Genomic DNA, 26,022 nt, shown 5'->3' with positions numbered 1-26,022 from the left:
ATTTATTGTAGTATTCCTGTATCTTTATATTTTTCTATATACCATTCAATTGTTTTTACGATACCAGATTCGAAGTTTTCATCTGCTTTCCATCCTAATTCATCTTCAATTTTAGAAGCATCAATAGCATATCTAAAATCATGTCCTGGTCTATCTTTTACAAAAGTGATTAACTCTTTATACGAAGAATTGTCTTTTCTAGTATATTTTTCATCTAAATAAGAACAAATAGAGTTTACGATATAAAGATTTGTTTTTTCATTTCGTCCTCCAATATTATATGTTTCTCCAGATTTTCCTGTTTCGTATGCTAAAGCAATTCCTTTGCAATGATCTAAAACATATAACCAATCACGAATATTTAATCCATCACCATAAATTGGAATTTGCTCCCCTTGAAGTGCTTTTCTTAAAATAGTTGGAATTAATTTTTCATCATGTTGTTTTGGACCATAATTGTTTGAACAGTTTGTTGTGACAACATCCATTCCATATGTATGAAAATAACTTCTAACAACAAAATCACTCGATGCTTTTGAAGCACTATATGGACTATTTGGAGCATAAGGAGTTGTTTCTTCAAATAGACCTGTTTCACCTAATGTTCCATAAACTTCATCTGTTGAAACATGGTGAAATCTACAAGTATCATATCCAGATTTATAAGAATTAGGAGCATCCATCCAATAATTTCTAGCAACATCAATTAAAGTAAAAGTTCCAATAACATTAGTTTGCATAAAAGCCTCAGGACCTGTAATTGAATTATCAACATGTGATTCTGCGGCAAAATGAATTACACCTCTAATGTCATATTTCACAAATAAATTCTCTACAAGTTGACGGTCACAAATATCACCTTCTACAAAAATATGACGTTCAGAATGCACATCTTTTAAATTTTCTAAACTACCTGCATAAGTAAGTTTATCTAAATTTATAACAGTTACATTTTCATTTTCTTCAATAAAATATTTTACAAAATTCGCACCGATAAATCCTGCTCCTCCTGTAACTAAGATATGTTTTTGAGTCATTTATTTTTTATAATTTTTTAAGTAAATATTGAATTTGATAAGTAAAATTGTAATTAAAGTTACTAAGAAAGCTCCAAACCCATAAAGTTTAATAGGGTTTGTTGTAAGGGTTTTGTTATAAACACCTTTGTAGTTTAAATGAGAAACTACATTTACTATATTATTAAATCTTATTTTTTCTTCTGCAATTTGATTTAATCTGAAAATTAGCTTTTCTGAAGTTTCAAATAGGTTTTTATCTTCCGTAAGATTTCTAATTTCAGTTTCTGTTTCTCTTAAATCATTTGAATTATTAATATCAATTGCTGAACCTAAAGAAGTTACATTTTCAGCAGATTTCAAAGCTACAATTCTATTTGTTTTTCTTAAAGAATCAATATCTTTTAGTCCCTGTTTTATTGTTTTTTCTTCTAGATTAAGATTTTTAATTTTTAAATCATGTGCTAAGACAAGATTTGGATCATTAGTAATAAAATCTATTAAAGGTTGTTGAATTTTCTTTAAAGTTGGATTTGCAACAACAATTTCAACCTTAAATCTAGTAGTATTGAATTTTGCAAAATTCTTAGAATTAAACTTTTCAAAAGTAACAATACTAGAAACTAATGTATCATTTTTCTTAATAAATTCCTCATAAGCTAAAGCTTTATCTTTTATATAATTTAGAGGAATTAAATTAATAGATTTAATGTTTTTTAAATCTTCTTCAGAGATATTTAAAATAGAAGATAATTCAGGGTAACTCTTTGTTTTAAAAAGTATTTGTAAATAATCAATTTGAGAAGAAATATAGTTTTCACTTTTATAATTAGGAATAATTTCCATGTCATAATAATAGGATATTCCTTTATACTTCTGAGTAAAATAACCAATTGTTCCTCCAATTATTAAAGATAAAATTAAAAACAATGAATATTTTTTTAAAAATATAATTATAACAATTAAATAATGAAAAATACTCTTAAATAAAAGGCCGATTTTTCTAAAAAAGTTGTTTATACCTTTTCCAATTACACCTAGTAATTTTGATAATTCAATCTCTTCTTCAGGATTTTGATTTGAACTCATTATATTCTCTTTTTGTTAATTATGGATAAAAAATCCTATTCTGACAAATATACAATATAATTTAAATGATTTTTTGCTCATTTGTCTTATATAGAATTATTCAAATTATAAAACAAAAAGTCATCTGAAATATTATCTCAGATGACTCTTAAAGTTCAATTTGGTTAGTTAAATCTACTCTACCAATGCAGCATATAATCCAGTGATATTATCCATGTTTTTTAACATCGCATTCGTTGTTACGATTACAACAGATGGCATTAATCTATCCGATCTTGGATCAAATGTTTTCTTAGAGAAAGCCCATTGTGAATTGATTTTCTTTAAGTTTAAATCAATTTCTTCTGTATTTAATTCTGATTCATTTAAAATAATCAGTGCTTGCTCATATTCTTTAGTTGCTTTCACTAAGTTCGTATATAAATCATTATTCGGAACTTTCCAGTAATGAGCAATATAATACATTGCTATTTTTTGTGATAACATTCTTTGACGTCCTGCTTTATCTACTAATTTAGCAGATTTTAATCTTAGGTACGTTTCAATTTCTTCAACAACTTGCTGACTTGCAGCTAATAATTTATCTGCTTGCCCTAATAGAACAGAAGCATCTTTATGATTAGGAGTTGATACAATATGCAATCTAAATGGCTCCCATAATTCACGAACCTTATCTAAAGATTTTGAAATACGATCATTTGGAGCGTAATCACTTAATGATAAGAAACCCTCCTCGAATGCAGCAACAGATTCATCTAGCTCTTTTCTTGCTTGATCTGTCTTAATATCAGCACCAATCATCATGTAGCACTTAAGCATTCTTTGAGAAATCATTCTTTGTTTTCCTGCAATATTTACTGCTTCTCCATTAGAAACTTGTGAATATCCAATTGAAGCTACAAATACTGTTACGAAGAATAGTAAAACTTTTTTCATTTTATTATGGTGGTTTATCTTTACACAAAGATATTTATGCTATGAATTTTAATTTATGATATATATCATACTAATAATAAATTGTTATTATTACATTAAAAATGTCTAAAACAGTGTTAAATAATAACATAATTATTATTGTATTGCGCAAAATATATGTAATGTGTAATTTTATTAAATAAATTTTATATTTTTTTCAAATCTAATTATTTATATTTAACAAAAAAAGTCATTCGTAAGTAAAAAAAATATATATTGTGAAATAAATTAAAAATAAAATAATTAAATATTTAAAGGTATTATTGTATTTTACATTTTATATTATTTATATTTGATAAAATAAAGTAATTGAATGTTAACTAAAAAACTGTTTTTTATTGTAAATATTTGATTATGAAATATATATAAAATTTTATAGAAATGTAAGTTTTGTTCTTTTTTAAAGACTTTATATATAAAAACAAATATCAAATGACAATTGAATTAAATAAAGAGCTTTTTTTAGAGAAAGTTTTTAATTACGAAGAAAGCCAAGATTGGAATTACAAAGGAGATTTACCATGTATCATTGACTTTTATGCAGATTGGTGTAATCCTTGTAAGATGTTAGCTCCTGTATTAGAGCAACTAAGTGAAGAATATAAAGATAAAGTAATCATTTATAAAGTAAACACGGAGATAGAAAGAGAACTTGCAGCTGCTTTTGCTGTTAGAAGTATTCCTACTCTCGTTTTTTGTCCTGTCGAAGGGCAAGTACAAATGGCTCAAGGAGCCTTGCCGAAAATGCAACTTCAGAAGATTATTCGTGAAGTTTTTGAGGTATAAATAATTCTCCCCAAGAATCCGAAAGAGGTTATTACATGGAAATAACCTCTTTTTTATTGGATTACAAATCCTATTGTTTTTTCTACAACTTCTTGCAATTCATCTGACATTGTTGGTGCTTTCCATGGATGTTTTGTGTTAAATGTATGATTCGCATTTTCCACAATAAATAACTCACTCATTGGATTCCATTTATGCAATTTATTCGCTTCCTTAATAGAAACTGTTTCATCATTTGCTCCATGAATAATTAATTGCGGAATTCGAATTTTCTTAATAGCTCTCTGAATATTAAATCGAATTTTATTCTCTTCAAAATTTTCATAAAAACTATAATAATGCGGCATTTCTTGATTTGTTCTCGAATTTTTTACATATGTTACACCACTTTCTTGCCATTGTGCTAATTCTTCTCCAATCGGAAATCTAGTACTAAAATCACAAATTCCAGCCCATGTCGCAATTTTTGCAATTCTCTTGTCTTCATTTGCTTTTAAAGCAACAATTCCTCCACCTCTTGAATGTCCAACAACTGTGATATATCGTAAATTAATTTCATCTTTATAATAAGGGCTTTCAAAAATCCAATCGATAATTGTTTCTAAATCATCTAATTCTTTCTCAATATTATTATTCCCAAATGCTTCTAAATCTGGAAAATCTATCGGATCATCAATCGTTCCTCCATTATGAGAAAAATTAAATTTAATGAAAAAGATATTCGCATTCGCAAATGCTTCGGCTGCCAAATTCCATGCGCCCCAATCTTTATATCCTTTGTATCCATGACAAAAAATCACGATTGGTTTTGGTTCACTATTCGGATTGTAAAAAACATCTGCTAGAATAGGTTTACCATGTTTACCTGGTATAATAATGTTCTTCTCTATTCGCATATTCAGTCTTTTTTAGAAATAAATTCAACGTAAGCTATGCTTCTTCTTTTTTAATAAAAGGGGTATTTTTGTCAAAAATATCTTTAATTATATTCTTTAATTCAACTTCTAATTTCTCTAATCTTTCTGCTGTAATTTCATGATCTTTTTTAAATCTTTGATTTGTGAAATTTACCTGCATTAACTTCTCTTTTAAATTTTTAAAAGAAATAATTCCACAAACAACATCCTTTAAATTGTCCGTGGATTGGTTTTTATAAATATAGGTATAAATCAATACTTGCAGAGCTTTTGTAAACTTGGGGGCTGTTCCTATTTTCTCAAAATCTATTACTTTCAATTCTGAAGTTGTTACCTTTCCAGTTTTATAATCAATAACTCTTTCAACTCCATCGACTTCGTCTATTCTGTCGACAATTCCTTTCAAGTAAATAGGAAATTTTAATGAATCTACATCAAGTTTTATTTTGAATTCTTCCTCTAATTTAATGATTTTAATTTGCTTCCCTTCTTGGATTTCCTTCTTTTCCAAATTCAGAAAACGTTTGATGTAATTTTGAGAAACTTCAAAAATTAATTTATTCTTACCTGATGTTATATTTCCATTTTTATAATGTTTTTTAAAGTACTTCTTTACTAATATAGGAATTTTTGTAATCATTTTTGCATTATCTTCAAGAGAAATGTATTTATTTGTTCCTTCAAAGTCTAAATAAAGTTCATATAATGCATCATGAACAATCGTTCCCATCGTGTTTGCTTCTACAGTTTCTTCAACTTCTTCTAACTCTTTGATTTCCAAAACTCTTTTTTCGTAAAAATCAATTGGATTTCGAATATACGTTGCCAAAGCAGAAGGAGAAATTCCTTTTTTCACAAATTCTTGAAGCTTTTGAATAACTTCTTCGGTTTTCTGAATTTCTACGTTTTCTGTTTTTGTAGATTGAACTGTTGGATTTAAGATTTTATATTCAATTCCTTTTTTATAAAGTTCTAATTGAGTTAAAAATCGACTTTTTTCTCCTGCTCCATAAAAATCAGGCTCTGTATTATACAACATATAAATTTTTGAAGCTCGCTGAATCAAACGATAAAAGTGATAAGAGAAAATTGCATCTTTTTCATAATACGTTGGCAAATCATAATACAATTTTACATCATGAGGAATAAAAGAATTTTCCGACTTTCCTGTTGGTAAAATTCCTTCATTTACAGAAGTCATAATAATAGTATCAAAATCCAAAACACGAGTTTCTAAAACTCCCATCAACTGCAATCCTTGTAAAGGTTCTCCTTGAAAAGAAAGTTTTTCATTTGCTGTTAATTGATAATAAAATGACTGTAAAGTTCGAATATTTGTAATGTGATTAAATTGTTTATTCAAATTTTCTAACTGTTGGAAAACTTTAAAAAATCGATATACATATTCTCTTTCCAAACCTTCTGTTAATTCTTTTAATTTTAAAATAATCAACAAACATTTATCAATAATTTCTTTAGTTGAATATACATTTTCAAAAAGTTGCGCAATTACTGAAAACTGCGAAATATCTTCTTCTGTAAAATCAAATTTCTCTGGATTTCTATTTTCAATTTCTTCTAATAAATTCGTTTTTGAAAGAAAAATATAATTCTTTAAACGTATTTGATTAATTAAAAAAATAGAAAGATTATGATGTTCTGTTTTGGTAATTTTTTTTAAATAAGGATGGCTTAATAATGCAATTACATCTTTATAATAAAAAGTGCTTTCTGCTTTTTTATGGAATTTTTCTTGATTTAAATGAAGTTTAAAAATTAAATCAAATAAACTTGTCAACGGAATATCTTTCAATGGATATCCCATCGTAATATTGATTTTATCAACACTTTCTGGAAGTGAATTTAAAGCCAAAGACAACATCGCTTCCTCTGCCAAAACTAAAGCTGTATTTTCATGTGAAGGTAATTTTTCTAAAATTTCTCCAACATATTTCATTTGACTTACGTTTTTCGGCGCAGCGATATAATGAATTTCTTTTTTTTGTTTTAAGTTTTTATTAATCCATTGAAACGGATTTTTCTTGAAATAATCCCATTTTTTATGTTTTCTTAAGAACATTCCAGCTTCACTATTCGAATCAAAATACATTTCATCAGCATCCCAAAAAACTTTGTTTTTCGGATTTTGTAGAATAGTTTTAAACATAATTTCTTCTGCATTATTCAAAGCATTAAAACCAACTAAAACTATTTTTTCCAATTTTGTTTTTTCTAAATAAGAAGTAATTTTCGCTGCTGATTCTCGATAAATTAACCCTTGATAAGCCGATTTTTTTTCTAATAAATGAATTTTTAAAGCTTCGTAATAATTTCCTAAATCATGAATAAAACTTAAATGTTTGCTGATTAATTCTGTAATTTCTCCTTTCTCAACATCCCAATTATTTATTCGATTAATATCTTGAAGATTTGTAAAAAAAGGTTTTGAAGGAATCAAATAACGATCAATCTCATTATAATCATGAATTGCCATGGTTGCCCATTTTGAAAACTCATCAAACAATTCAATTTTTTCCAAAGGTGTATGTTGTTTGTAAACTGCATAAAATTCAAAAAGCAACTGAATATTGTCCATTTGATTCAATTCAGCAACATCTTGAATGAAATGTTCAATACTTGTCATTTTTGGTAAAAAAGTAACTTCTGAAACTTGTTTATGAATTTCATCTCTCAAAAAAACACAGGCTCTTTGACTTGGCAGAATAAATGTATATTCTGAAATGGGATGCTTTTCTTCTAAAATTTTAGAAACTACCTCTGAAAGAAATGTTTGCATTCGTTTTTATGTTAAAAATAAGATTAATTATAAGCTTTTGAAACCAAATACTAAAATAGAATAATAGACTTTAATTTAATAAATCTCAAAAAAAAATAAAAAATAAAGTAGGGTAAGTTTTTTCTGTGTTGTTTCCATTCTATACAAACCCCAATAATATGAAAAAACAACTACACTTATTTACCTTATTTATACTTTCAACCATTGGCTTAAATGCGCAGACAATTTTATTCCAAGAAAATTTTGAATCTGCACCAATTACTTCGATGGTTCATTCTTATGATAATTCTGAAATTCCTACTGATAACTTAACTTGTGGAAAATCTTCAATTGGAACTACAGCTTTTTTTAATTCTACAGATTTAGACTTTAAAAATGCTGAAAATAGTACCGTTTTTTTAGGAATTAATACACATGATCCTTGTGGAGGAATTTATAGTACAGATTTAAAAGCAGAAAATTTAGATTTATCAGGTGTAAGTCAACTTTACTTTCAATGTCGTTATTTTATTTCTACACCTAAAGATTGGGGACCAAGTACGATTGAATTTAAGTTTACAAAAGGAAGTACAACACATGAAATTACTTCCGAATTTACAGTAGAAGATGCTTGGACAAATATGTCTGTTGCTTTACCGACTTCTTTAATTCAAGAAGATGTAAAAATGGAAATTAAATTAGGTGGTGAAGGAATTGCAATTGATGATATTTATTTAGCAGATGAAGTAATTACTGTTGATCCAGTAGATAATCCATCTATTTTATTTGAAGAAGATTTTGAGACGTTTCCTTTGACTTCTTCTTTTGTGCATTCATATGACGGAGCAGAAATTCCACAAAATAATTTAGAATGTGGAAAAGCTTCTGTTGGAGACGCTACTTATTTTAATTCTACAAATTTAGATTTTTTAGAAAGTGAAAACGATAGTGATTATTTAGGAATTAACACAGAAGAACCATGTGGAGGATTTTACAATACAAATGTAAAAGTTGAAAATGTGGATTTATCAGGTGTAAGTGAATTATTCTTTCAATGTCGTTATTTCTTAACTTCTCCTTTAGATTGGGGAGATACTTCTTTAAAAGTTACTTTTTCTAAAGGAACGACTACCCACGTAATTGAATCAGAATTTTCTGTGGAAGACAAATGGACAAATATGTCGGTTGCTTTACCAGCAGCTTTGATTCAAGAAGATGTGAAAATTGAAATTAGATTAGAAGGTGAAGGTGTTGCAATTGACGATATTTTTGTTGCTGATGAAGTAATTGCAACAGATGGTGAAGTACTAGCAATCGCCGAAAATAATATTAAAAACATGAAAATTTATCCAAATCCTACAACGAATATCATAAATTTTGAAACAACTGATTCAAATTTAGAAGTTTACATTTACGATATACAAGGTATTTTCATTAAGCAAGAAAACTTAAAAAATCAGAGAATTTTAGATTTCAGTATGTTAACTAATGGAGTTTATATATTAAAGGTTAAAGATTCCAACAGTAATGTTTTTGTTGAAAAAATAATTAAGAATTAGTTTCTCGATTGGTTAAGTTTTGATTACAAAAGGCTATCTAAATGCAGATAGCCTTTTTATTTTTTTATGGATAATATTGTGGTTCTAATTCTTCTAAATTTTCAACTTTAAAAAACTTTAATTTCCCATTTTGTTTGTAAGAAATTACAGCTTCTTTATCTTTTAATTCGAATGGAATTTCTATTTTTTTCGAATTTCCATATTCTTTTTTTGGATCACTATGTAATGAAATATCTTTTTTAAATTGCTTTTTAAATGCTCCAACTAGCTTTAATCCATTTCTGTTTTTTTCATTTTCAAAAGACTTAATTTTTACTTTTTTTCCTCTGAAATAAATTTCTCCAAATTCGATATTCTGCGAATTATTTATAAAAATATCCACATTCGTTCCTCCCGTATTTGGTCTACCTCCAACCCATTTTTGAAAAGTTGCTTTTTCAATAGTGAATGGCGCTTCTGTAGTAATTTTATAAGCTGAATTTTCCACTTTTTGCGATTTGCATTGTACAGCTGTTAATGTTACAAAAACCGTGAATAGTAATAGTTTTAATAGTCTCATGTGATTAATGTTTTACTTCGAAATTACAAAAAAAATGCCACCGACTTTAAATTCCTTTTTAGATGTTATATTTTTGCAAAAGAATTTAGATTAAAATTTATGAGAAAATTAAAAAACAGCGAATTAGGAAGGCTTGATGTTGAAGGATTTAAAGGCGCAGAAAAAATTCCTTTAATTGTAATCTTAGACAATATTAGAAGTTTGAATAATGTTGGTTCTGTTTTTAGAACAAGTGATGCTTTTTTAATTGAAAAAATTTATTTGTGTGGAATTACAGCAACTCCTCCAAATAAAGAAATTCATAAAACTGCATTAGGAGCAACAGAATCTGTTGCTTGGGAATATGCTGAAGAAACTATTGATATTGTAAATAAATTAATAGAAGAAGGAACAGAAGTTTATGCTATTGAACAAGTAGAAAATAGTATCAAGCTTCAAGATTTTTCTGTTGAGAAAGATAAAAAATATGCAATTGTAATGGGAAATGAGGTGAAAGGTGTACAACAAGATGTCGTTTCTGCTTGTACAAATTCTATCGAAATCCCACAATTTGGAACAAAACATTCATTGAATATTTCTGTAAGTACTGGAGTTGTACTTTGGGATATTTTCTGTAAAATGAATTATTAAGAAATAGATTTTTCTTAAAATATAATGTAAAACACATGTAATCGATTTATAAAATTACATGTGTTTTTTATGTTTTAAATATTGTTTTGATTTCTACTTTAAGCAACTTCAAACATTTTTCCTGGCAATGGACGAATCACTCCCTTTAATTCTAAATTTAAAAGAAGTGAAGCAACTTTATGAATTGGAAGATCACATTGAATCGCAATAATATCTAAAAGCTGCATTCCATTATCTGTAAGAAAATCAAAGATTTTTTGTTCTTCTTCATTTAAATCTACAAATAACATTTTCTGAATTGGTTTTTGCGTTTCTTTTATATCCCATTTCATTGCTTTTATCAAATCTTCTGCGGAAGTTATCATCGAAGCTTTATGATTTTTAATCAAATTATTACAACCAACACTAAATTTATCAGTCACTCTTCCTGGAACTGCATACACATCTTTTTGATAAGAATTTGCAATTTCAGCAGTTGCTAATGAACCTCCTTTTTGTGCAGATTCAATTACTAAAACAGCATCTGAAATTCCAGCAATAATTCTATTTCTACTTAAGAAAAATTCTCGTTGGGGCATTTTTTCAAACCAAAAATCTGTTAAAAATCCACCATTTTGATTCATTTTTTCTATATACTTTTTATGAACTTTCGGGTAAATATGTCCAAAACCATGTGCTAAAACAGCAATTGTTTCCAGATTATTTTCCATTGCAGCAATATGCGCACAAATATCTACACCATAAGCAAAACCACTAATAATTATTGGATTGTATTCTGCAATTACTTCGATTAATTCTTGACAGAAATATTTTCCATTGGAAGTCATATTTCTTGTGCCAACAATACTTAATGTTTTTCGATTATTTACTTCAAAATTTCCATCTTTAAAAAGTAAAATTGGACTATCAATGCATTGATTTAAATTTTTTGGATAAGCCTCTTCTTCAAAATAAATTGTTTGAATATCATTTTTCTCAATATATGCTAACTCAGAATCTGCCTTTGTAAAATTTTGTGATTTTTTTAAGTTTTTTATAAGGTTCGGTGTAATACCGTTAATTAAACATAAATTGGACTCTTTTTCTTTAAAAATTGCTTCTGCGCTTCCACAGTGTTTTATCAGTTTTTTCGCGTACGTATCTCCAATTCCTTTTACATTTTGAAGCGCTAAAACATAGCGTAAATTTTCTTTCATGGCAATAAAATTCTATTTTTTTCTTTTAATAAAATGTTAATAAAAATAGTAAAATTTTGGAGCTAAGTAGCTCTTTTTTAGTTATATTTGTAACGATGATGATGATAGTAGAGAACATAGCAGATTTGTTGTACAGATACGATTGTGTCATTGTACCAAACTTTGGGGGATTTATTTGTTCTGAAGATTCCGCGGCTTTAGACAAAGTAACACATACTTTTACCCCACCGACCAAAAGAATTTCATTCAATAAATATTTAAATAAGAATGACGGATTGTTGGCCAATTATATGGCAAAACAAGAAGGAATTTCTTATGAAGAAGCGATGAGCAAAATTCAACAAATTGTTGAAGATTGGAATACTTCGCTTGCTAAAAATAGTTTGAAATTAGATGGAATCGGAACATTTCATTTGGATCAAAATGAAAATCTTGTTTTTGAAGCTTCCAATGATATTAATTATTTAAGAGCTTCCTTTGGTTTAACAACGATTGTTTCGCCTCCAATTAAAAGAGAAAAAGCAATTCTTAAGAAGAAAGTTGTTACGCCAAAACCTGTTTCTAAACCAAAACCAGAACCAAAAAAGGAAAAAGTTATTCCTATTGCTGAAAAATCTGAGAGTAAATTTCCAGTATTTATCAAATATGCTGCTGGAGTTGCAATTGCAATTTCACTTTATGGTGCAGGAAATTATATTTATAACCAAAATGAACAAGAACAAGAATTTGTTTCTTCGAAAGTTGCACAAGAAAATGTAGAAAAACAAATTCAAGAAGCAACGTTCGTTGTTGGAAATCCACTACCTGCAATTACGCTAACTGTTGGTTTAACTCCAGAAAAGAAAGAATTAAATTATCATATCATCGCTGGAAGTTTTAGAGAAATGAAAAACGCGGAGAAGAAAATTAAAGAATTAGAAGCTAAAGGTTATAAAGCAAAAGTGATTGGAAAGAATAAATGGGATTTAATCCAAGTTGCTTATGAAAGTTTTCATACAAGAGAAGACGCGATTGTAGTTCTTGAAAAAATCAAAGCTGAATTAGCTAAAGATGCTTGGCTTTTAACAAAGAAAATATAAAGAATAGTTTAGACAAAACTTGATAAAAAAAATCCTAAGATGTTATTTCTTAGGATTTTTTTCTTGTTTTTATTTTAAAATATTGTTGTATTTCTTTTGATCATTTAAAGTTTCAATTGCTTTTTGAATTACTTCATCATGTTTTAATTTATGCTCATATACTCCTTCTTCATATAAATATCTTTCTATGATAAATTGTCCCATTTTTTCTTGAATTCTCTCACTAAAAGCATTTAATTTTTCTACTTTTTCTTTTTTTAATTTATTTTTTAAAGCTTCATATTCTTTTTTAATTCCATCTGATAATCCTTCTTCTTTAGATAAGTCAATTGCTTCTTCAAAAGCATATTCAGCTGGAATTCGGAAAGTTGTATCTTTTTGAATTAAATATGTTTTTAATGCTGAAAACTCTTTGTTAGTGGCTTTAAAATCAAGTGGATTTGCTAAATTTTGATTCTTATAATAATAATCTGTGATAAAATTAAACATTGCCTCAGAATGAATCATTCCCTCCATTAAATCCGAATCAATTCTCTTTCCTACTTTAATGTCAGGAGCAATTCCTCCACCATCATAAACTGTTCTTCCATTTTTTGTTTTAAAGCTATTTATGCCATTATCAGAAAATTTTGGAACATTTCCTTCTTTATCTTTATTTGCATAATCCAACTCTTGAATACATCTTCCACTTGGTGTATAATATTTAGAAATGGTTAATTTCATTTGTGTTCCATATGAAAGTTTTCTAAAACGCTGAACCAATCCTTTTCCGAAAGAACGTTGTCCAATTACAACACCACGATCATAATCTTGCAAAGAACCTGCTAAAATTTCTGAAGCAGAAGCAGAACGATTATCTACTAAAACAGCAATTGGAATCTCTAAATCTAAAGGTTGTTTATTTGTTTTATAAGTATCGCTCCATTTTTTAATTTTCGCTTTTGTAGTCACAATTACTTCTCCTTTTGGCAAAAAGAAATTTGCAATATTTACTGCCTCATGAAGCAAACCTCCAGGATTTCCACGAACATCAATAATTAACTTTTCCATTCCTTGCTCTTTCAATTCTGTATAAGCTTTTTTGATTTCCTTAGAAGCTTTTTCATTGAATTTTGTAAAAGCAATATATCCAATTTTGTCATCCATTAATTTATAGAAAGGAACTGCATGAATTTCAATTTTTTCTCGAATAACATCAAAATCCATCTTTTTTCCTTGTCTTTCAATAACTAAATGAACACTTGTTTTTGGCGTTCCTTTCAAAAGTGTTTGTACTTCTTCTACAGGAGTTTCTTTTAATTTTATTTCATCAATTTGAATAACTTTATCTCCTGCTTTTAAACCTGATTTATCTGCTGGACCGTTTTTATGTACTTTTTTAAAGATTAAAAACCCATCTTTATAACCAGTAATTGTTCCAATTCCACCATATTCACCTTTGTTGTGAATTTTAGCATCTATCACTCCTTGTTCATCATAGAAATTAGTGTATGGATCCAAACTTTTCAACATATTATCAATCGCTACTTCTGTCAATTCAGCCGGATTTATTTCATCGATATAATACATATTTAATTCTTTAAACAAAGTTGTATAAATATCAATCTGTTTTGCTACTTCAAAAAAATCAGATTTAAATGAAAACGTAACACCAACCGTTATAGTTAAAACAGCTGCGATTAGGATCTTTTTGATGGAAGATTTTAATTTTTTCATGATAAATAAGGCATTAAGTTATTTTGACACAAGGAATTTTGCTTTAAAAGTAACAAATTTCTAAGATGCACTTTTGTCTTCGTTTGTTTTTTCAATGAATTTATGCATTACTTTCACCATTTTTGCTTCTAATTCTGCATATTTCCACTCATCACGTCCAGTATATATAAACATACAAACGTATTTTTCCGAAATTTCTTTTTCTAAAATATGTTTATTTAGTCGATAAGCTTCTCGCATTAATCTTTTTATACGATTTCTATCTACCGCTTTTTTAAAATTTCTTTTTGATACAGAAACTCCCACTTGAAATAATTGTGCACTCTCATGCTCTACTTTTACATAAATCATTCTAAGTGGAAACGATTTTACATGATTTCCCTCTAAAAAAAGCTTTTCAATTAACTTTTTACTCTTTAATTTCTCTTCTTTTCTGAATGTAAATTTCATAACAACAAATGTACGCAATTAAAGATTTCCTTTAAAAAAGAAAATAAGAACTATTAAATTAGTAATTTTGGTACATTAATAAGACAATATAAAAAAACATGGCACAAGATTTATTTCAAGCACCAGATTATTTTGGACTAGATGATCTGTTGACTGAAGAACACAAACTTGTTCGTGATGCTGCTCGCGAATGGGTAAAAAGAGAAGTTTCTCCTATTATCGAAGATGCTGCACAAAAAGCAGAGTTTCCTAAAGAAATTATTGGTGGTTTAGCTGAAATCGGAGCTTTCGGTCCATATATTCCAGAAGAATATGGTGGAGCTGGATTAGACCAAATTTCTTACGGATTAATTATGCAAGAAATTGAAAGAGGAGATTCTGGAGTCCGTTCTACAGCATCTGTTCAATCTTCTTTAGTAATGTATCCAATCTGGAAATATGGAACAGAGGAACAAAAACAAAAATTCTTACCAAAATTAGCTTCAGGTGAATTTATCGGATGTTTTGGATTGACAGAACCAGACTTCGGATCAAATCCTGGTGGAATGGTGACAAACATTAAAGATATGGGAGATCATTATCTTTTAAATGGAGCAAAAATGTGGATTTCAAATGCACCTTTTGCTGACATTGCTGTTGTTTGGGCTAAAAATGAAGAAGGAAGAATTAAAGGAATTATTGTAGAAAGAGGGATGGAAGGATTTTCAACTCCTGAAACGCACAATAAATGGTCTTTAAGAGCTTCTGCAACTGGGGAACTAATCTTTGACAACGTGAAAGTTCCTAAGGAAAACTTAATGCCAAATAAAGATGGATTAGGTGCACCGCTTGGTTGTTTAGATTCTGCTCGTTATGGAATCGCATGGGGAGCAATTGGAGCTGCAATGGATTGTTATGATACTGCTTTGAGATATGCTAAGGAAAGAGTGCAGTTTGACAAACCTATTGCTGGAACACAATTACAACAAAAGAAACTTGCTGAAATGATTACAGAAATCACAAAAGCACAATTACTAACTTGGCGTTTAGGTGTTCTTAGAAATGAAGGAAATGCAACTTCAGCTCAAATTTCAATGGCGAAAAGAAACAATGTGGATATGGCTTTAAATATTGCTAGAGAAGCAAGACAAATTCTTGGAGCAATGGGAATTACTGGTGAATATTCAATCATGAGACACATGATGAATTTAGAAAGTGTGATTACATATGAAGGTACACATGATATTCACCTATTAATTACAGGTTTAGATATTACTGGAATTCCAGCTTTTAAATAAGAAATATAAAAAATTACATTAAATCAAATCCAGGGCAGCGTTTACAGCGTTTGCCCTTTTTGTATTTTTTACAACACTTTTTCTTCATTTTCTTACAAGAAGTACTACAAGCTTCTCCACATGAAGTATCCTCCATTGTGTTAATTGTACCACTCGTTGTAATAGTATCTGGTGTGAAAATTAGCATGTTACCTTTTTTAATTCCGCTACAAAGATACTTAATTTAGATTTAATAAAAATAAATTTATCATAAAATTTACTTTTTATAATTTCAAATAGTGTTTAAAGAAGTATTTATTAATGTATTTTGGAATAAAGAATTATAAAAAAAAGAGGATGTTTTTAAGCATCCTCTTTCTTATTTTATTTTTTGTTTTTTACAGCTTTTATAGAATCTTGCTTTCGCTTCATTTCTTTTTGTGCTTTTTCTTCTGAAATTTCAAATGTTCTTTTCTTATCAATTTCTTCTCTTAATTTCTCTAATCGAGATTCTGCTTCAAAAATAATATCAGAATAATCATCAATTGTAGAAATATAATATTCCATACTACTTGCAAAATCACTACTATCTATCTGATATTTTTCATAAACAAGTGGCATATAATCAATCTTACGTTGCTTATTTTTATTTTTTGCACTATAAGCACCTTGAGCCAATTGAATATCTACAACCAAATCCACCATCTTCTTTTTAGAAATAAGATTACTTGGTTTTTTATAAATAGTATTACTTTCTTTACAAGATGTAAAAATTAAAAAAGCGATAAATATGTAAAAAACTTTTTTCATTAATCTCTATTAAATAACAAACGTTCTCCTTTAATTTCATCATTAAATTCGCCGTTGTTGTAAATTAAATTTCCATTTACAAAGGTATGTGTAATTTTTGAATTAAAAGTTGTTCCTTCAAAAGGAGACCATCCACATTTATAAAGAATATTTTCCTTTTTCACAGTCCAAGGATTATTCATATCGACAAGAATTAAATCTGCAAAATATCCTTCTTTGATATAACCTCTATCTTCTACTTGGAATAAAATAGCTGGATTGTGCGCCATTTTTTCAACCAATTTTTCAATAGTGATTTTTCCATTTTTAACAGCTTCTAACATTGCAACCAAAGCATGTTGCACTAAAGGACCTCCACTTGGAGCTTTTGTATAAACTTGTTGTTTTTCTTCTAAAGTATGAGGCGCATGGTCTGTTGCAATAACATCAATTCTGTCATCTAACAATGCTTCCCATAACATGTCTTGATCTTTTTTTGTTTTTACGGCTGGATTCCACTTGATAAAAGTTCCTTTTTCATCATACATAGAATCATCAAAGTTTAAATGATGCACACAAACTTCGGCTGTAATTTTTTTATCTTTTAAAGGAATATCATTTCTAAAAAGAGAAGTTTCTTTTCCTGTAGATAAATGGAAAATATGAAGCCTCGCTCCTGTTTTCTTTGCTAATTCAATTGCTTTTGAAGATGAAATATAACAAGCTTCTTCACTACGGATAATTGGATGGTATTTAATTGGAATATCTTCACCAAATTCCGCTTTGTATTTTTCTAAATTATTTTTAATTGTTTGCTCATCCTCACAATGAACAGAAATTACCATATCTGTACTTGAAAAAATCTTTTCTAAAACTGCTTCATCATCTACTAACATATTTCCTGTTGAAGAACCTAGGAAAAGCTTAATTCCAGCTACATTTCTTGGATTTGTCTTTAATAATTCTTCCAAATTATCATTTGTTCCTCCAAACATAAATGAATAATTCGCATATGAAGTTTTTGAAGCAATATCGAATTTTTTCTCTAGTAATTCTTGTGTTACACTTTGTGGATTTGTATTTGGCATTTCTATAAAAGAAGTAATTCCACCTGCAACTGCTGCTCTACTTTCTGTTTCGATATTTGCTTTGTGCGTCAATCCTGGCTCTCTAAAATGTACTTGATCATCAATTGCTCCTGGTAATAAATATTTTCCAGTTGCATCTATAATTGTACAGTTTTCAGGAATTTCAGAAATGTTAGAATCAATTTGTTTAATTTTTTGATCTTCAATTAAAACATCTTTTACTTCTGTTTTGTTTTCATTTACAACAAAAGCATTTTTGATTAGTGTCGTGCTCATTATTTATTTTTTTTTGGCAAACCTTTAAATCGCATTTTTAAAACTCCGAAAATTGCTTCTTTAATAATAGAACCATTCATTTTCGACGCTCCTTTCACTCTATCCGTGAAAACTATGGAAACTTCTTTGATGTTGAAACCATGTTTCCATGATTTATATTTCATCTCAATTTGAAAAGCATATCCGATAAATTGAATTTTATCATAATCAATTTTCTCTAAAACTTTTCTTGAATAACACACAAAACCTGCTGTTGTGTCATATACAGGAATTCCAGTTATTACTCGTACATATTTGGAAGCTAAATAAGAAAGTAAGATACGTTTGATATCCCAGTTTACCACATTAATTTCTCGATTCATATATCTTGAGCCTACAGCCACATCCGCTCCTTCTAAAACACAAGCTTTGTATAATCGTGGTAAATCTTCTGGATTATGGGAGAAATCTGCATCCATTTCTATGATATATTCATATTTTCTGTCAATTGCCCATTTAAATCCATGAATATAAGCTGTTCCTAATCCAGCTTTTTCTTTTCTTACTTCTAAAAATAATTGATTTGGATATTTTTTAATTAATTCTGTTACAATATTTGCAGTACCATCTGGAGAATTATCGTCAACAATTAATACATCAAATTTCTTTTCTAAAGCAAAAACTGCTTCTATAATTGCTTCAACGTTTTCTTTTTCGTTATATGTAGGAATAATGACTAAAGTGTCGTTCATAAATTCGATTTTCGGGGTAAAGTTAAAAAAAATATTCCCTAATTTTGTCTTAAATTTTTTAGAGTTTATTCATTATTTAACAAAGAACTTTCAAATTTTAAAGCAACTATGTTTGAAGCTACTTTTAGAACATTACCAAACGCAAATTGGTTAACAATTACACTAATCTTATTTTTCTGTGGATTTGTAGCATTCAAATTTATCTATAAAGAAAGATTGGTACAGAACTATTTCTTGCTTTTTTCCAATAATTATTTTTTCAATTATGGAAAAGAGTCGAAATCAATTTTTAATCTTTATTTTTTAATTTCTTATTTGTTTCAATGTTTATTTATTACGTTGCTTGGCTTTACTTTTTTGAAATATTATCCAATAAATCCATTTCCAGTTGATTATCATGTGTTTCTTTACATTGCTTCTGGCGTTAGTATTTATTTTTTATTTAAAACTCTGGTCGGAATTTTGTTAAAATTTATTTTTGACTTAAATGAAACCTATGATAATGTAAGTTTTCAAAAAGTTAGCTACTTAACTAGTATAAGTTTGTTGTTGTTTCCACTGTTGATTATCAGTGTTTACACCACATTTTACTCAGAAATTATCTTTAAAATTACAGCAGTTTTGTTCTTTATTTTACTGCTTTATAGATATCTGATGTTAGTGTTAAATAATAAAATATTGATAGCAAGCCACTTGTTTTATTTTATTTTGTACCTTTGCACTGTGGAAATAGCACCATTTATAATTTTTTATAAATTAAAGTTTTAAGTAAAAAATATCAGATTTATGAAAGTGAAAACGATTTTGGTTTCTCAGCCAGCCCCTAGTTCAAAGAATTCTCCATACTATGAATTATCTGAAAAGCAAAAAGTCAAAATAGATTTTCGCTCGTTTATCCATGTAGAAGGAGTTGAGGCAAAAGAGGTGAGAGCCCAGAAAATTGACTTTAGTAACTATTCAGCAGTAATTTTTACAAGCCGTAACGCTGTAGACAATTATTTTAGAATTGCGGAAGAGATGCGTTTTAAAGTTCCTGATGAAATGAAATATTTTTGTGAGTCTGAAGCTATCGCGTATTACTTACAGAAATATGTTGTATATAGAAAACGTAAAATTTATGTTGGAGAGAGAACTTTCCAAGATTTAATCAAAGTGATTAAAAAACATAAAAACGAACGTTTTTTACTTCCTAGTTCTGATAAATTAAAGCCAATAGTTCCTGAATTATTAGACGATATCAAAGTGAAATGGGATAAAGCAATATTATTCAAAACTGTTGTTAGTGACTTATCTGATTTAGAGAATGTTTTTTATGACGTTTTAGTTTTCTTTAGTCCTTCAGGAATTCAATCTTTATTTAAAAATTTCCCTGATTTCAAGCAAAATAATACAAGAATTGCTGTTTTCGGAAATACAACAATAAAGGCAGCTACAGAAGCAGGATTGAATGTTAACATCAAGGCGCCAACACCTGAAACACCATCAATGACAATGGCTCTTGAAAAGTATATTAAAGAAGTTAATAAGAAATAATTTTTTATATAACAGTATTATAGAAAGAGATTGTACAATTTGTATGATCTCTTTTTTTATGCTTATAATTTAATCCAATGAATTATTAGTGAAGAAACTAGAATAAAAATACAATAGATTAATTTGATATGTTTATTCTTATTTTCTAAAAAAGTAAATACTAAAAAAGCTATCCATACTATTAAAATTGTAAATAGTGAAGAAGATTGTATAATATTTTTATTTAAAACAATAGAAGCCGAAAATAAGTGTACACATATACTTAATAAATACCCACCGCCAACTTCAAAAAATATTTTTAAAAATCGATTTGTCTTATTTGATTTATAACGTAGTTGTAATGCCATTTTTCTTTAAATAAGGAAATGAAATATAATTTAGAAATGTATTTTCTTATTTAAGAGTATGTTATGTTTTCAATTCCTTACAATAAATTTTTGTAAATCAATTAAAAAGACATAATAAAGTACCTAAATAATATTGTTGCAAAAATATTATTTTTATTTATACTAATTAAAAATAATTAGTATTTTTGACATCTTTTATAAAAAGAAGAAATTATTTTAATTATAATTTTGGTGAGTAATTTTGTATAGTTTAACTATTATTTTGGGAAATTATAATAGTTGAAAGCTTCTTTTTTCGGTTTTAAATTGAAAATTGAAGCTTTTTTATTTTAATTATTCACATACCACATCCATAGACAATCTTGATAATCTGTAAACATATGGAAAAGTAATCCAACTGCAACTATTCGAAGTTTTGGAAAAAACAACATCAAAACATAAAATGCAATCGCATAATAGGAGTGAAGTGGATGAAAATTTATACTACATCTTCCTGGTTCAAAAATTGGAGTTGCAAACAAATGATCCAAATCAACCAACATTGTCAAAATCATGATTAACCAAGCTTGTTTCCAATTTTTTCGAAAGAAAATATAAGCGATTAATCCTGGAACTAAAAAATGTAAACTATAATGAACAACTGGTTGTAAAATTTCTAAAAACTGACTCATTTGTAATTAAAATTAAGTCGTGCAAAAATAAACATTCCTATTTTATATATTGAAGTTATATAAAAATCATTTTAGATGAATGAATAATTCAAATTATTGAAAAATCATCCTTATATTTTTAGTCTTTATAAGATAAAACTAAAGGAAATCTTGTCGATAAAAAGTGAAAGTTTGTTTTTGATTTTGAATTAAAAAAGAAACTTTTATTTCATTTGTTTTTGGAAAAGGTGTGTGAAAAACATAGAAACATGGATTTTGAATTGTATTTTCAAAAGTTTGATTATTAATAGAAATAATTTCCATTTCAGGACGAATTCCAAATTCATCTGCAAGCGAATTTTCTATAACAGAAGCAACTTTTAATTTTCCATTTTCCATTTTTGTATAAAATCCAAATCCTTGAATATTTTTATAATCATAAGTTGAAATAGGAGAAAGGTAAATTTTCTTTTCATCCCAATTGAAAATCACAGAATAATTTTCCAAAAATTGATTTCCAATTGTTTTAGAAGTATTAGTTTCAAAGCTGACAATTTGATTGTGAAAAACAATATTTCCAAGTGTAATATTTTTAATTTTACTCAAAGTTTTAATATCATTTTCACCACGGCCATAAACTCCTGTTGAAGCAGTTCCATAAACAAAAATATCCTTTGTATTATTTAAAATATCCGGAAAATCTTTTGATTCTAAATCAATCGCTCCGTTAGAACCTGTATCGACAGAAATATTTTTTACTGTTTTTGCATCTAATTTAATTGCAACTTTTGGAGTTCTTTGATTTTTTTGAGGATAAAAATCTAAAGTATAAGCATTAATTGGTTTTGGAAATGGTTTACTACTAAAATAAAGTTCTCTTTTTTTATAATCGATTTTCCAATGTGCTTTTTCCATTAAATTGGCGCCAATTATTCCATCGATTTCTAAACATGAAATTTCAAAAGTTTGATTCATATTTGAAATTACAGCACCAATATTTACAAAAGAAATGGAATTTATTTGTAAAGAAGGGATTTTTATAAATTTTTCTTTTTCTCTATTTCCTTGTGAATCGAAAACTTTTTTTTCGGTTAACGTATGATATTTCATTTTTTCAGCAAGAGAAATATCAATAACTGTTGGAGCTCCTGTATCAAATAAAAATCGATATTCTTCTTCATCAATTTTTACATTTACAATAGGAACACCGTAGGTATAATCAAAAGAGATTGTATCGGAAAATTGCTCGTTTTCTACATATCCGCTATGCAAAATACTTCTTGTTTTTAATCCACAAGAATAGAATAAACTTAAACCTAAAATGATTGCTAAAATTTTCTGTTTCATATATTGACTTTTAAATAAAAATCATCTTCTTCATGGTGTATTTCTACAATCTACGGTTGATAAAAGTTTATTAAAGTTACTAAAAACTAAAAAGCTACTGCTGCTGATTTTTCAGATTTAACGTATTTTTGTAATTCAAATACGTGATATGAATAACCAAATTTTTGATATTAAATCAGAAGAAGAATTTAAAGAAACAGCTCTAGATATATTTAATTTTCAGGTAAAGAATAATGAAGTTTATGGAAGATTTGTAAACTATTTAGGATTAAAACCAGAGAATGTAAGAGAATTGGAACAAATTCCTTTTTTGCCAATTCAGTTTTTTAAATCTGAAAAAATTGTTTCTACAAAAGATACAGTAAAACAAATTTTTTTAAGTAGTGGAACAACAGGAAGTGTTCAAAGTAAACATTTTGTTACAGATTTAAATATATATGAAGAAAGTTATTTAAAAGCTTTTGAGCAGTTTTATGGAAATATTGAAGAATATACAGTTTTAGCACTTTTACCTTCTTATTTGGAAAGAGAAGGTTCTTCTTTAATTTATATGGTAGATGATTTAATTCAAAAATCTAAAAATCCAAAAAGTGGATTTTACCTTCATAATTTAAGTGAATTGAAAGAAACATTGATTGATTTAGACAATAAAGGAAAGAAAGTGTTATTAATTGGAGTTTCTTTTGCTTTGTTAGATTTAATTGAAGCTTTTCATTTTCAATTAAAAAATACCATTGTAATGGAAACTGGAGGAATGAAAGGAAAACGAAAAGAAATGATTCGAACAGAATTGCATGAAGTTTTAAAGAAAGGATTTGGGATTTCAGAGATTCATTCGGAATACGGAATGACGGAATTATTAAGTCAAGCTTATTCTAAAGGTCATGGAGTTTTTGAAACACCTTCATGGATGAAAATTTTAATTAGAAATACAGAAGATCCATTTGAAATATTTGGGAATAAAAGAGCAGGAGGAATGAATGTCATTGATTTAGCAAATGTAAATTCTTGTTCTTTTATTGCTACACAAGATTTGGGTAAAAAATTGGATACGAATTTATTTGAAATTCTTGGAAGGTTTGATAACTCAGATATTAGAGGTTGTAATCTATTAATTCAATAAGATATGAAAACGAATTTATTAGTATGTGTTTTTTCTCTTTTTACTTTTTTTGTGTTTGCACAAAGAGACCAACAAGGATATGTGACATATAAAGACAGTACGGAAACTTATGGATATGTTCGAATTGCAAAGAATAAAGTTGTTTTTAAAAATTCGACAAGAGGAAAAAGTAGAAAGTTAGATTCTAATGAAATTTTAGGAGTAACTTTAATTCCAAATGGAAAAGAAATTCATTACGATTATGTAAAGCTCGCTAAAAAAAGAAGACCAAGATTATTAAAAAGAGTAATTGGAGGAGAGATGAGTTTATATGAAAAAACTACTTCACAGTTTTTAGGAGATTATGATTCTAGACCAACTTCAAATGCGCAAACTTCTTTGACATATATAGAATATTTCATCAAGAAAAAAGGAGCTTTAGAAGGACATGCTTATGTGGTGAAAAATTTCGATTTATATGAGCAAGATTTTAGAGAAATTGTAAATAGATATTTTTCGGATTGTCCTGATATTATTTTTAAAGTAGATGCGGGAGTTTTTCGAATTCAAGATTACCAAAGAGTTGTAGAATATTATAATCAAAATTGTTTGTATTAAAATTAATGGAAGAAAATTTTTTTGAAAGAGTCTATAAAGTTGTTCGTCAAATTCCAGATGGAAGAGTAACGAGTTATGGTGCAATTGCAAAATATTTAGGAGCTCCACGTTCAGCAAGAATGGTAGGCTGGGCAATGAATGCTTCTCACGGAATGGAAGATATTCCAGCGCATAGAGTTTTAAATCGGAAAGGAATTTTAACAGGAAAACATCATTTTGAGGGAACAAATTTGATGCAACAACTTTTAGAAAATGAAGGAATAGAAGTAAAAGATTTACAAGTAATAAAGTTTAAAGAGTTGTTTTGGGATCCGATGGAAGAGTTAGCATAACATAGAATTATATGCTATTTCAATAGAACTCACTATCTTTGTTGTAATTTTTTACAAGTCACAATTTTATATATAAATGAGTATTCAAAAAAACGATATAAAAAAAGCATTAGAAACTATTACAGCACCAGGAGAAGGGAAAAGCTTAATGGAAAGTAATGCAGTTAAAAACATTGTAATCTTTGACAATGAAGTTATTGTAGATGTAACAATTTCAAATCCAAGTTTACAAGCAAAAAAGAAAGTTGAAGCTGAAATTAAAAAAGCAGTACAACAAATTACGGAAACTCCACTTACAATTAAAGTAAATGTTACAGTTGAGGTTCCACAAAAAGAAACAGAAATTAAAGGAAAAGAAATTCCTGGAATTAAAAATATTATTGCTGTAGCATCAGGTAAAGGTGGAGTTGGAAAATCTACAATTACAAGTAACTTGGCTGTTACTTTATCTAAGATGGGATTCTCTGTAGGAATTTTAGATGCAGATGTTTACGGGCCTTCTACACATATTATGTTTGATGTAGAAAGAGAAAAACCAATTTCTGTAAATGTAGATGGACGTTCCAAAATGAAGCCAATTGAGAGTTATGGAATTAAAATTCTTTCTTTAGGTTTCTTTACAAATCCTGATCAAGCAGTAATTTGGAGAGGACCAATGGCTTCAAAAGCATTAAATCAAATGATTTTTGATGCTGCATGGGGAGAATTAGATTTCTTATTAATCGATTTACCTCCAGGAACAGGAGATGTGCATTTATCCATTGTTCAAGCTTTACCAATTACTGGATCTGTAATTGTAAGTACGCCACAAAATATTGCTTTAGCAGATGCGAAAAAAGGAGTTGCAATGTTCCAACAGCAATCAATTAATGTTCCTGTTTTAGGAATTATTGAAAACATGAGTTATTTCACTCCAGCAGAATTACCAGATAATAAATATTATATTTTCGGACAAAATGGAGCGAAAAATTTAGCAGAAGATTTAAAAACAGCTTTCTTAGGAGAAGTTCCTCTTGTACAAAGTATTCGTGAAGGTGGTGATGTAGGACACCCAGTTGCGTTACAAGATAACACTCCATTAGAGAAGGCATTTACTGAAATTACAAAGAATGTAGTTTCGGAATTAATAAAAAGAAATAAAAACTTACCTCCAACAGAAGTTGTTAGAATTACTACGATGAGTGGATGTAGCACAAAATAGAAAA

The 26,022-nt window shown here is 28.0% G+C and carries 26 protein-coding genes; 11 read left to right on the top strand and 15 right to left on the bottom strand.

Annotated features, from left to right (window positions below; all coding sequences use genetic code 11):
* Nucleotides 1-2: 2 nt before the first annotated feature.
* The 3 genes from rfbB to I1A51_RS15135 form a co-directional block, all read right to left on the bottom strand.
* Nucleotides 3-1,037 (bottom strand): dTDP-glucose 4,6-dehydratase, encoded by a 1,035-nt coding sequence (gene rfbB, locus I1A51_RS15145; RefSeq protein ID WP_196895395.1) that lies wholly within the window; start codon nucleotides 1,035-1,037, stop codon nucleotides 3-5.
* A complete protein-coding gene (locus I1A51_RS15140) occupies nucleotides 1,038-2,105 on the bottom strand; it encodes a hypothetical protein (RefSeq protein ID WP_196895393.1) in 1,068 nt (355 codons plus the stop codon).
* Between the two features lie 174 nt (nucleotides 2,106-2,279).
* Nucleotides 2,280-3,041, bottom strand: coding sequence for a type IV pili methyl-accepting chemotaxis transducer N-terminal domain-containing protein (locus I1A51_RS15135; protein WP_196895391.1), 762 nt, complete (start codon nucleotides 3,039-3,041; stop codon nucleotides 2,280-2,282).
* A gap of 471 nt (nucleotides 3,042-3,512) precedes the next feature.
* On the opposite strand from I1A51_RS15135, the gene trxA reads away from it, so the two are divergent.
* Nucleotides 3,513-3,866 (top strand): thioredoxin, encoded by a 354-nt coding sequence (trxA, locus tag I1A51_RS15130; protein WP_196895389.1) that lies wholly within the window; start codon nucleotides 3,513-3,515, stop codon nucleotides 3,864-3,866.
* A gap of 53 nt (nucleotides 3,867-3,919) precedes the next feature.
* On the opposite strand, the gene I1A51_RS15125 is transcribed toward trxA, so the two are convergent.
* The gene (locus I1A51_RS15125) at nucleotides 3,920-4,762 is read right to left on the bottom strand and encodes an alpha/beta hydrolase family protein (protein WP_196895387.1); all 843 of its coding nucleotides are present in this window, start codon (nucleotides 4,760-4,762) and stop codon (nucleotides 3,920-3,922) included.
* Nucleotides 4,763-4,796: 34 nt separating this feature from the next.
* Complete coding sequence (locus tag I1A51_RS15120) at nucleotides 4,797-7,580, bottom strand: PD-(D/E)XK nuclease family protein (protein ID WP_196895385.1); 2,784 nt, start codon at nucleotides 7,578-7,580, stop codon at nucleotides 4,797-4,799.
* Between the two features lie 158 nt (nucleotides 7,581-7,738).
* On the opposite strand from I1A51_RS15120, the gene I1A51_RS15115 reads away from it, so the two are divergent.
* Nucleotides 7,739-9,118 carry a T9SS type A sorting domain-containing protein gene (locus I1A51_RS15115; protein WP_196895383.1) on the top strand — a complete coding sequence of 460 codons (1,380 nt, stop codon included), beginning with the start codon at nucleotides 7,739-7,741 and terminating at the stop codon, nucleotides 9,116-9,118.
* Nucleotides 9,119-9,182: 64 nt separating this feature from the next.
* On the opposite strand, the gene I1A51_RS15110 is transcribed toward I1A51_RS15115, so the two are convergent.
* A complete protein-coding gene (locus tag I1A51_RS15110; protein WP_196895381.1) occupies nucleotides 9,183-9,677 on the bottom strand; it encodes a hypothetical protein in 495 nt (164 codons plus the stop codon).
* A 99-nt stretch (nucleotides 9,678-9,776) separates the two neighbouring features.
* On the opposite strand from I1A51_RS15110, the gene I1A51_RS15105 reads away from it, so the two are divergent.
* Nucleotides 9,777-10,307 carry an RNA methyltransferase gene (locus I1A51_RS15105; RefSeq protein WP_196895379.1) on the top strand — a complete coding sequence of 177 codons (531 nt, stop codon included), beginning with the start codon at nucleotides 9,777-9,779 and terminating at the stop codon, nucleotides 10,305-10,307.
* 98 nt (nucleotides 10,308-10,405) lie between these two features.
* Here I1A51_RS15105 and dprA read toward each other — a convergent pair whose 3' ends face one another.
* Entirely contained in the window at nucleotides 10,406-11,503 is a 1,098-nt protein-coding gene (gene dprA, locus I1A51_RS15100; protein ID WP_196895377.1) for a DNA-processing protein DprA, read from the bottom strand.
* 95 nt (nucleotides 11,504-11,598) lie between these two features.
* On the opposite strand from dprA, the gene I1A51_RS15095 reads away from it, so the two are divergent.
* Entirely contained in the window at nucleotides 11,599-12,582 is a 984-nt protein-coding gene (locus tag I1A51_RS15095) for an HU domain-containing protein (protein WP_196895368.1), read from the top strand.
* A gap of 69 nt (nucleotides 12,583-12,651) precedes the next feature.
* On the opposite strand, the gene I1A51_RS15090 is transcribed toward I1A51_RS15095, so the two are convergent.
* Both I1A51_RS15090 and rnpA read right to left on the bottom strand, forming a co-directional pair.
* Complete coding sequence (locus I1A51_RS15090; protein ID WP_196895366.1) at nucleotides 12,652-14,298, bottom strand: S41 family peptidase; 1,647 nt, start codon at nucleotides 14,296-14,298, stop codon at nucleotides 12,652-12,654.
* 60 nt (nucleotides 14,299-14,358) lie between these two features.
* Nucleotides 14,359-14,748, bottom strand: a complete 390-nt coding sequence (gene rnpA, locus I1A51_RS15085; protein ID WP_196895364.1) for a ribonuclease P protein component — start codon at nucleotides 14,746-14,748, stop codon at nucleotides 14,359-14,361.
* A gap of 98 nt (nucleotides 14,749-14,846) precedes the next feature.
* Between rnpA and I1A51_RS15080 the strand changes: the two genes are divergently transcribed.
* Nucleotides 14,847-16,025 (top strand): acyl-CoA dehydrogenase family protein, encoded by a 1,179-nt coding sequence (locus I1A51_RS15080; RefSeq protein WP_196895362.1) that lies wholly within the window; start codon nucleotides 14,847-14,849, stop codon nucleotides 16,023-16,025.
* A 13-nt stretch (nucleotides 16,026-16,038) separates the two neighbouring features.
* Here I1A51_RS15080 and I1A51_RS15075 read toward each other — a convergent pair whose 3' ends face one another.
* The 4 genes from I1A51_RS15075 to I1A51_RS15060 form a co-directional block, all read right to left on the bottom strand.
* On the bottom strand, nucleotides 16,039-16,212 hold the full coding sequence (locus I1A51_RS15075) for a hypothetical protein (RefSeq protein ID WP_196895663.1): 174 nt from the start codon (nucleotides 16,210-16,212) through the stop codon (nucleotides 16,039-16,041).
* Nucleotides 16,213-16,388: 176 nt separating this feature from the next.
* Nucleotides 16,389-16,814, bottom strand: a complete 426-nt coding sequence (locus I1A51_RS15070) for a DUF4296 domain-containing protein (RefSeq protein ID WP_196895360.1) — start codon at nucleotides 16,812-16,814, stop codon at nucleotides 16,389-16,391.
* A complete protein-coding gene (locus tag I1A51_RS15065; RefSeq protein ID WP_196895358.1) occupies nucleotides 16,814-18,157 on the bottom strand; it encodes a dihydroorotase in 1,344 nt (447 codons plus the stop codon). Before I1A51_RS15065 ends, I1A51_RS15070 begins: the two co-directional genes overlap by 1 nt.
* Nucleotides 18,157-18,888, bottom strand: coding sequence for a polyprenol monophosphomannose synthase (locus I1A51_RS15060; RefSeq protein ID WP_196895357.1), 732 nt, complete (start codon nucleotides 18,886-18,888; stop codon nucleotides 18,157-18,159). Before I1A51_RS15060 ends, I1A51_RS15065 begins: the two co-directional genes overlap by 1 nt.
* A gap of 108 nt (nucleotides 18,889-18,996) precedes the next feature.
* On the opposite strand from I1A51_RS15060, the gene I1A51_RS17765 reads away from it, so the two are divergent.
* Both I1A51_RS17765 and I1A51_RS15050 read left to right on the top strand, forming a co-directional pair.
* The gene (locus I1A51_RS17765; RefSeq protein ID WP_196895355.1) at nucleotides 18,997-19,656 is read left to right on the top strand and encodes a DUF4271 domain-containing protein; all 660 of its coding nucleotides are present in this window, start codon (nucleotides 18,997-18,999) and stop codon (nucleotides 19,654-19,656) included.
* 18 nt (nucleotides 19,657-19,674) lie between these two features.
* On the top strand, nucleotides 19,675-20,421 hold the full coding sequence (locus I1A51_RS15050; protein ID WP_196895353.1) for a uroporphyrinogen-III synthase: 747 nt from the start codon (nucleotides 19,675-19,677) through the stop codon (nucleotides 20,419-20,421).
* Nucleotides 20,422-21,097: 676 nt separating this feature from the next.
* Here I1A51_RS15050 and I1A51_RS15045 read toward each other — a convergent pair.
* Together I1A51_RS15045 and I1A51_RS15040 are read right to left on the bottom strand one after the other, a co-directional pair.
* Nucleotides 21,098-21,439: a DUF6122 family protein gene (locus I1A51_RS15045; RefSeq protein WP_231374051.1), complete on the bottom strand. Its 342-nt coding sequence runs from the start codon at nucleotides 21,437-21,439 to the stop codon at nucleotides 21,098-21,100.
* Nucleotides 21,440-21,577: 138 nt separating this feature from the next.
* The gene (locus I1A51_RS15040) at nucleotides 21,578-22,765 is read right to left on the bottom strand and encodes an aspartyl protease family protein (RefSeq protein ID WP_196895352.1); all 1,188 of its coding nucleotides are present in this window, start codon (nucleotides 22,763-22,765) and stop codon (nucleotides 21,578-21,580) included.
* A gap of 148 nt (nucleotides 22,766-22,913) precedes the next feature.
* Between I1A51_RS15040 and I1A51_RS15035 the strand changes: the two genes are divergently transcribed.
* The 4 genes from I1A51_RS15035 (at nucleotide 22,914) to I1A51_RS15020 (ending at nucleotide 26,018) form a co-directional block, all read left to right on the top strand.
* Entirely contained in the window at nucleotides 22,914-23,888 is a 975-nt protein-coding gene (locus tag I1A51_RS15035) for an acyl transferase (protein WP_196895350.1), read from the top strand.
* Between the two features lie 3 nt (nucleotides 23,889-23,891).
* The gene (locus I1A51_RS15030; RefSeq protein WP_196895348.1) at nucleotides 23,892-24,485 is read left to right on the top strand and encodes a hypothetical protein; all 594 of its coding nucleotides are present in this window, start codon (nucleotides 23,892-23,894) and stop codon (nucleotides 24,483-24,485) included.
* A 5-nt stretch (nucleotides 24,486-24,490) separates the two neighbouring features.
* Nucleotides 24,491-24,817, top strand: coding sequence for an MGMT family protein (locus I1A51_RS15025; protein WP_196895345.1), 327 nt, complete (start codon nucleotides 24,491-24,493; stop codon nucleotides 24,815-24,817).
* A 76-nt stretch (nucleotides 24,818-24,893) separates the two neighbouring features.
* Nucleotides 24,894-26,018 (top strand): Mrp/NBP35 family ATP-binding protein, encoded by a 1,125-nt coding sequence (locus I1A51_RS15020; RefSeq protein ID WP_196895343.1) that lies wholly within the window; start codon nucleotides 24,894-24,896, stop codon nucleotides 26,016-26,018.
* Nucleotides 26,019-26,022: the final 4 nt, after the last annotated feature.

Source organism: Aureivirga marina, assembly GCF_015767265.1.
Lineage (GTDB): Bacteria > Bacteroidota > Bacteroidia > Flavobacteriales > Flavobacteriaceae > Aureivirga > Aureivirga marina.
This window is presented reverse-complemented; position numbering and strand designations above follow the sequence as displayed.

Coding starts and splice junctions, on each gene's coding strand:
- rfbB (WP_196895395.1), bottom strand. CDS start 1,037: ATGACTCAAAAACATATCTTAGTTACAGGAGGAGCAGGATTTATCGGT.
- I1A51_RS15140 (WP_196895393.1), bottom strand. CDS start 2,105: ATGAGTTCAAATCAAAATCCTGAAGAAGAGATTGAATTATCAAAATTA.
- I1A51_RS15135 (WP_196895391.1), bottom strand. CDS start 3,041: ATGAAAAAAGTTTTACTATTCTTCGTAACAGTATTTGTAGCTTCAATT.
- trxA (WP_196895389.1), top strand. CDS start 3,513: ATGACAATTGAATTAAATAAAGAGCTTTTTTTAGAGAAAGTTTTTAAT.
- I1A51_RS15125 (WP_196895387.1), bottom strand. CDS start 4,762: ATGCGAATAGAGAAGAACATTATTATACCAGGTAAACATGGTAAACCT.
- I1A51_RS15120 (WP_196895385.1), bottom strand. CDS start 7,580: ATGCAAACATTTCTTTCAGAGGTAGTTTCTAAAATTTTAGAAGAAAAG.
- I1A51_RS15115 (WP_196895383.1), top strand. CDS start 7,739: ATGAAAAAACAACTACACTTATTTACCTTATTTATACTTTCAACCATT.
- I1A51_RS15110 (WP_196895381.1), bottom strand. CDS start 9,677: ATGAGACTATTAAAACTATTACTATTCACGGTTTTTGTAACATTAACA.
- I1A51_RS15105 (WP_196895379.1), top strand. CDS start 9,777: ATGAGAAAATTAAAAAACAGCGAATTAGGAAGGCTTGATGTTGAAGGA.
- dprA (WP_196895377.1), bottom strand. CDS start 11,503: ATGAAAGAAAATTTACGCTATGTTTTAGCGCTTCAAAATGTAAAAGGA.
- I1A51_RS15095 (WP_196895368.1), top strand. CDS start 11,599: ATGATGATGATAGTAGAGAACATAGCAGATTTGTTGTACAGATACGAT.
- I1A51_RS15090 (WP_196895366.1), bottom strand. CDS start 14,298: ATGAAAAAATTAAAATCTTCCATCAAAAAGATCCTAATCGCAGCTGTT.
- rnpA (WP_196895364.1), bottom strand. CDS start 14,748: ATGAAATTTACATTCAGAAAAGAAGAGAAATTAAAGAGTAAAAAGTTA.
- I1A51_RS15080 (WP_196895362.1), top strand. CDS start 14,847: ATGGCACAAGATTTATTTCAAGCACCAGATTATTTTGGACTAGATGAT.
- I1A51_RS15075 (WP_196895663.1), bottom strand. CDS start 16,212: ATGCTAATTTTCACACCAGATACTATTACAACGAGTGGTACAATTAAC.
- I1A51_RS15070 (WP_196895360.1), bottom strand. CDS start 16,814: ATGAAAAAAGTTTTTTACATATTTATCGCTTTTTTAATTTTTACATCT.
- I1A51_RS15065 (WP_196895358.1), bottom strand. CDS start 18,157: ATGAGCACGACACTAATCAAAAATGCTTTTGTTGTAAATGAAAACAAA.
- I1A51_RS15060 (WP_196895357.1), bottom strand. CDS start 18,888: ATGAACGACACTTTAGTCATTATTCCTACATATAACGAAAAAGAAAAC.
- I1A51_RS17765 (WP_196895355.1), top strand. CDS start 18,997: ATGTTTGAAGCTACTTTTAGAACATTACCAAACGCAAATTGGTTAACA.
- I1A51_RS15050 (WP_196895353.1), top strand. CDS start 19,675: ATGAAAGTGAAAACGATTTTGGTTTCTCAGCCAGCCCCTAGTTCAAAG.
- I1A51_RS15045 (WP_231374051.1), bottom strand. CDS start 21,439: ATGAGTCAGTTTTTAGAAATTTTACAACCAGTTGTTCATTATAGTTTA.
- I1A51_RS15040 (WP_196895352.1), bottom strand. CDS start 22,765: ATGAAACAGAAAATTTTAGCAATCATTTTAGGTTTAAGTTTATTCTAT.
- I1A51_RS15035 (WP_196895350.1), top strand. CDS start 22,914: ATGAATAACCAAATTTTTGATATTAAATCAGAAGAAGAATTTAAAGAA.
- I1A51_RS15030 (WP_196895348.1), top strand. CDS start 23,892: ATGAAAACGAATTTATTAGTATGTGTTTTTTCTCTTTTTACTTTTTTT.
- I1A51_RS15025 (WP_196895345.1), top strand. CDS start 24,491: ATGGAAGAAAATTTTTTTGAAAGAGTCTATAAAGTTGTTCGTCAAATT.
- I1A51_RS15020 (WP_196895343.1), top strand. CDS start 24,894: ATGAGTATTCAAAAAAACGATATAAAAAAAGCATTAGAAACTATTACA.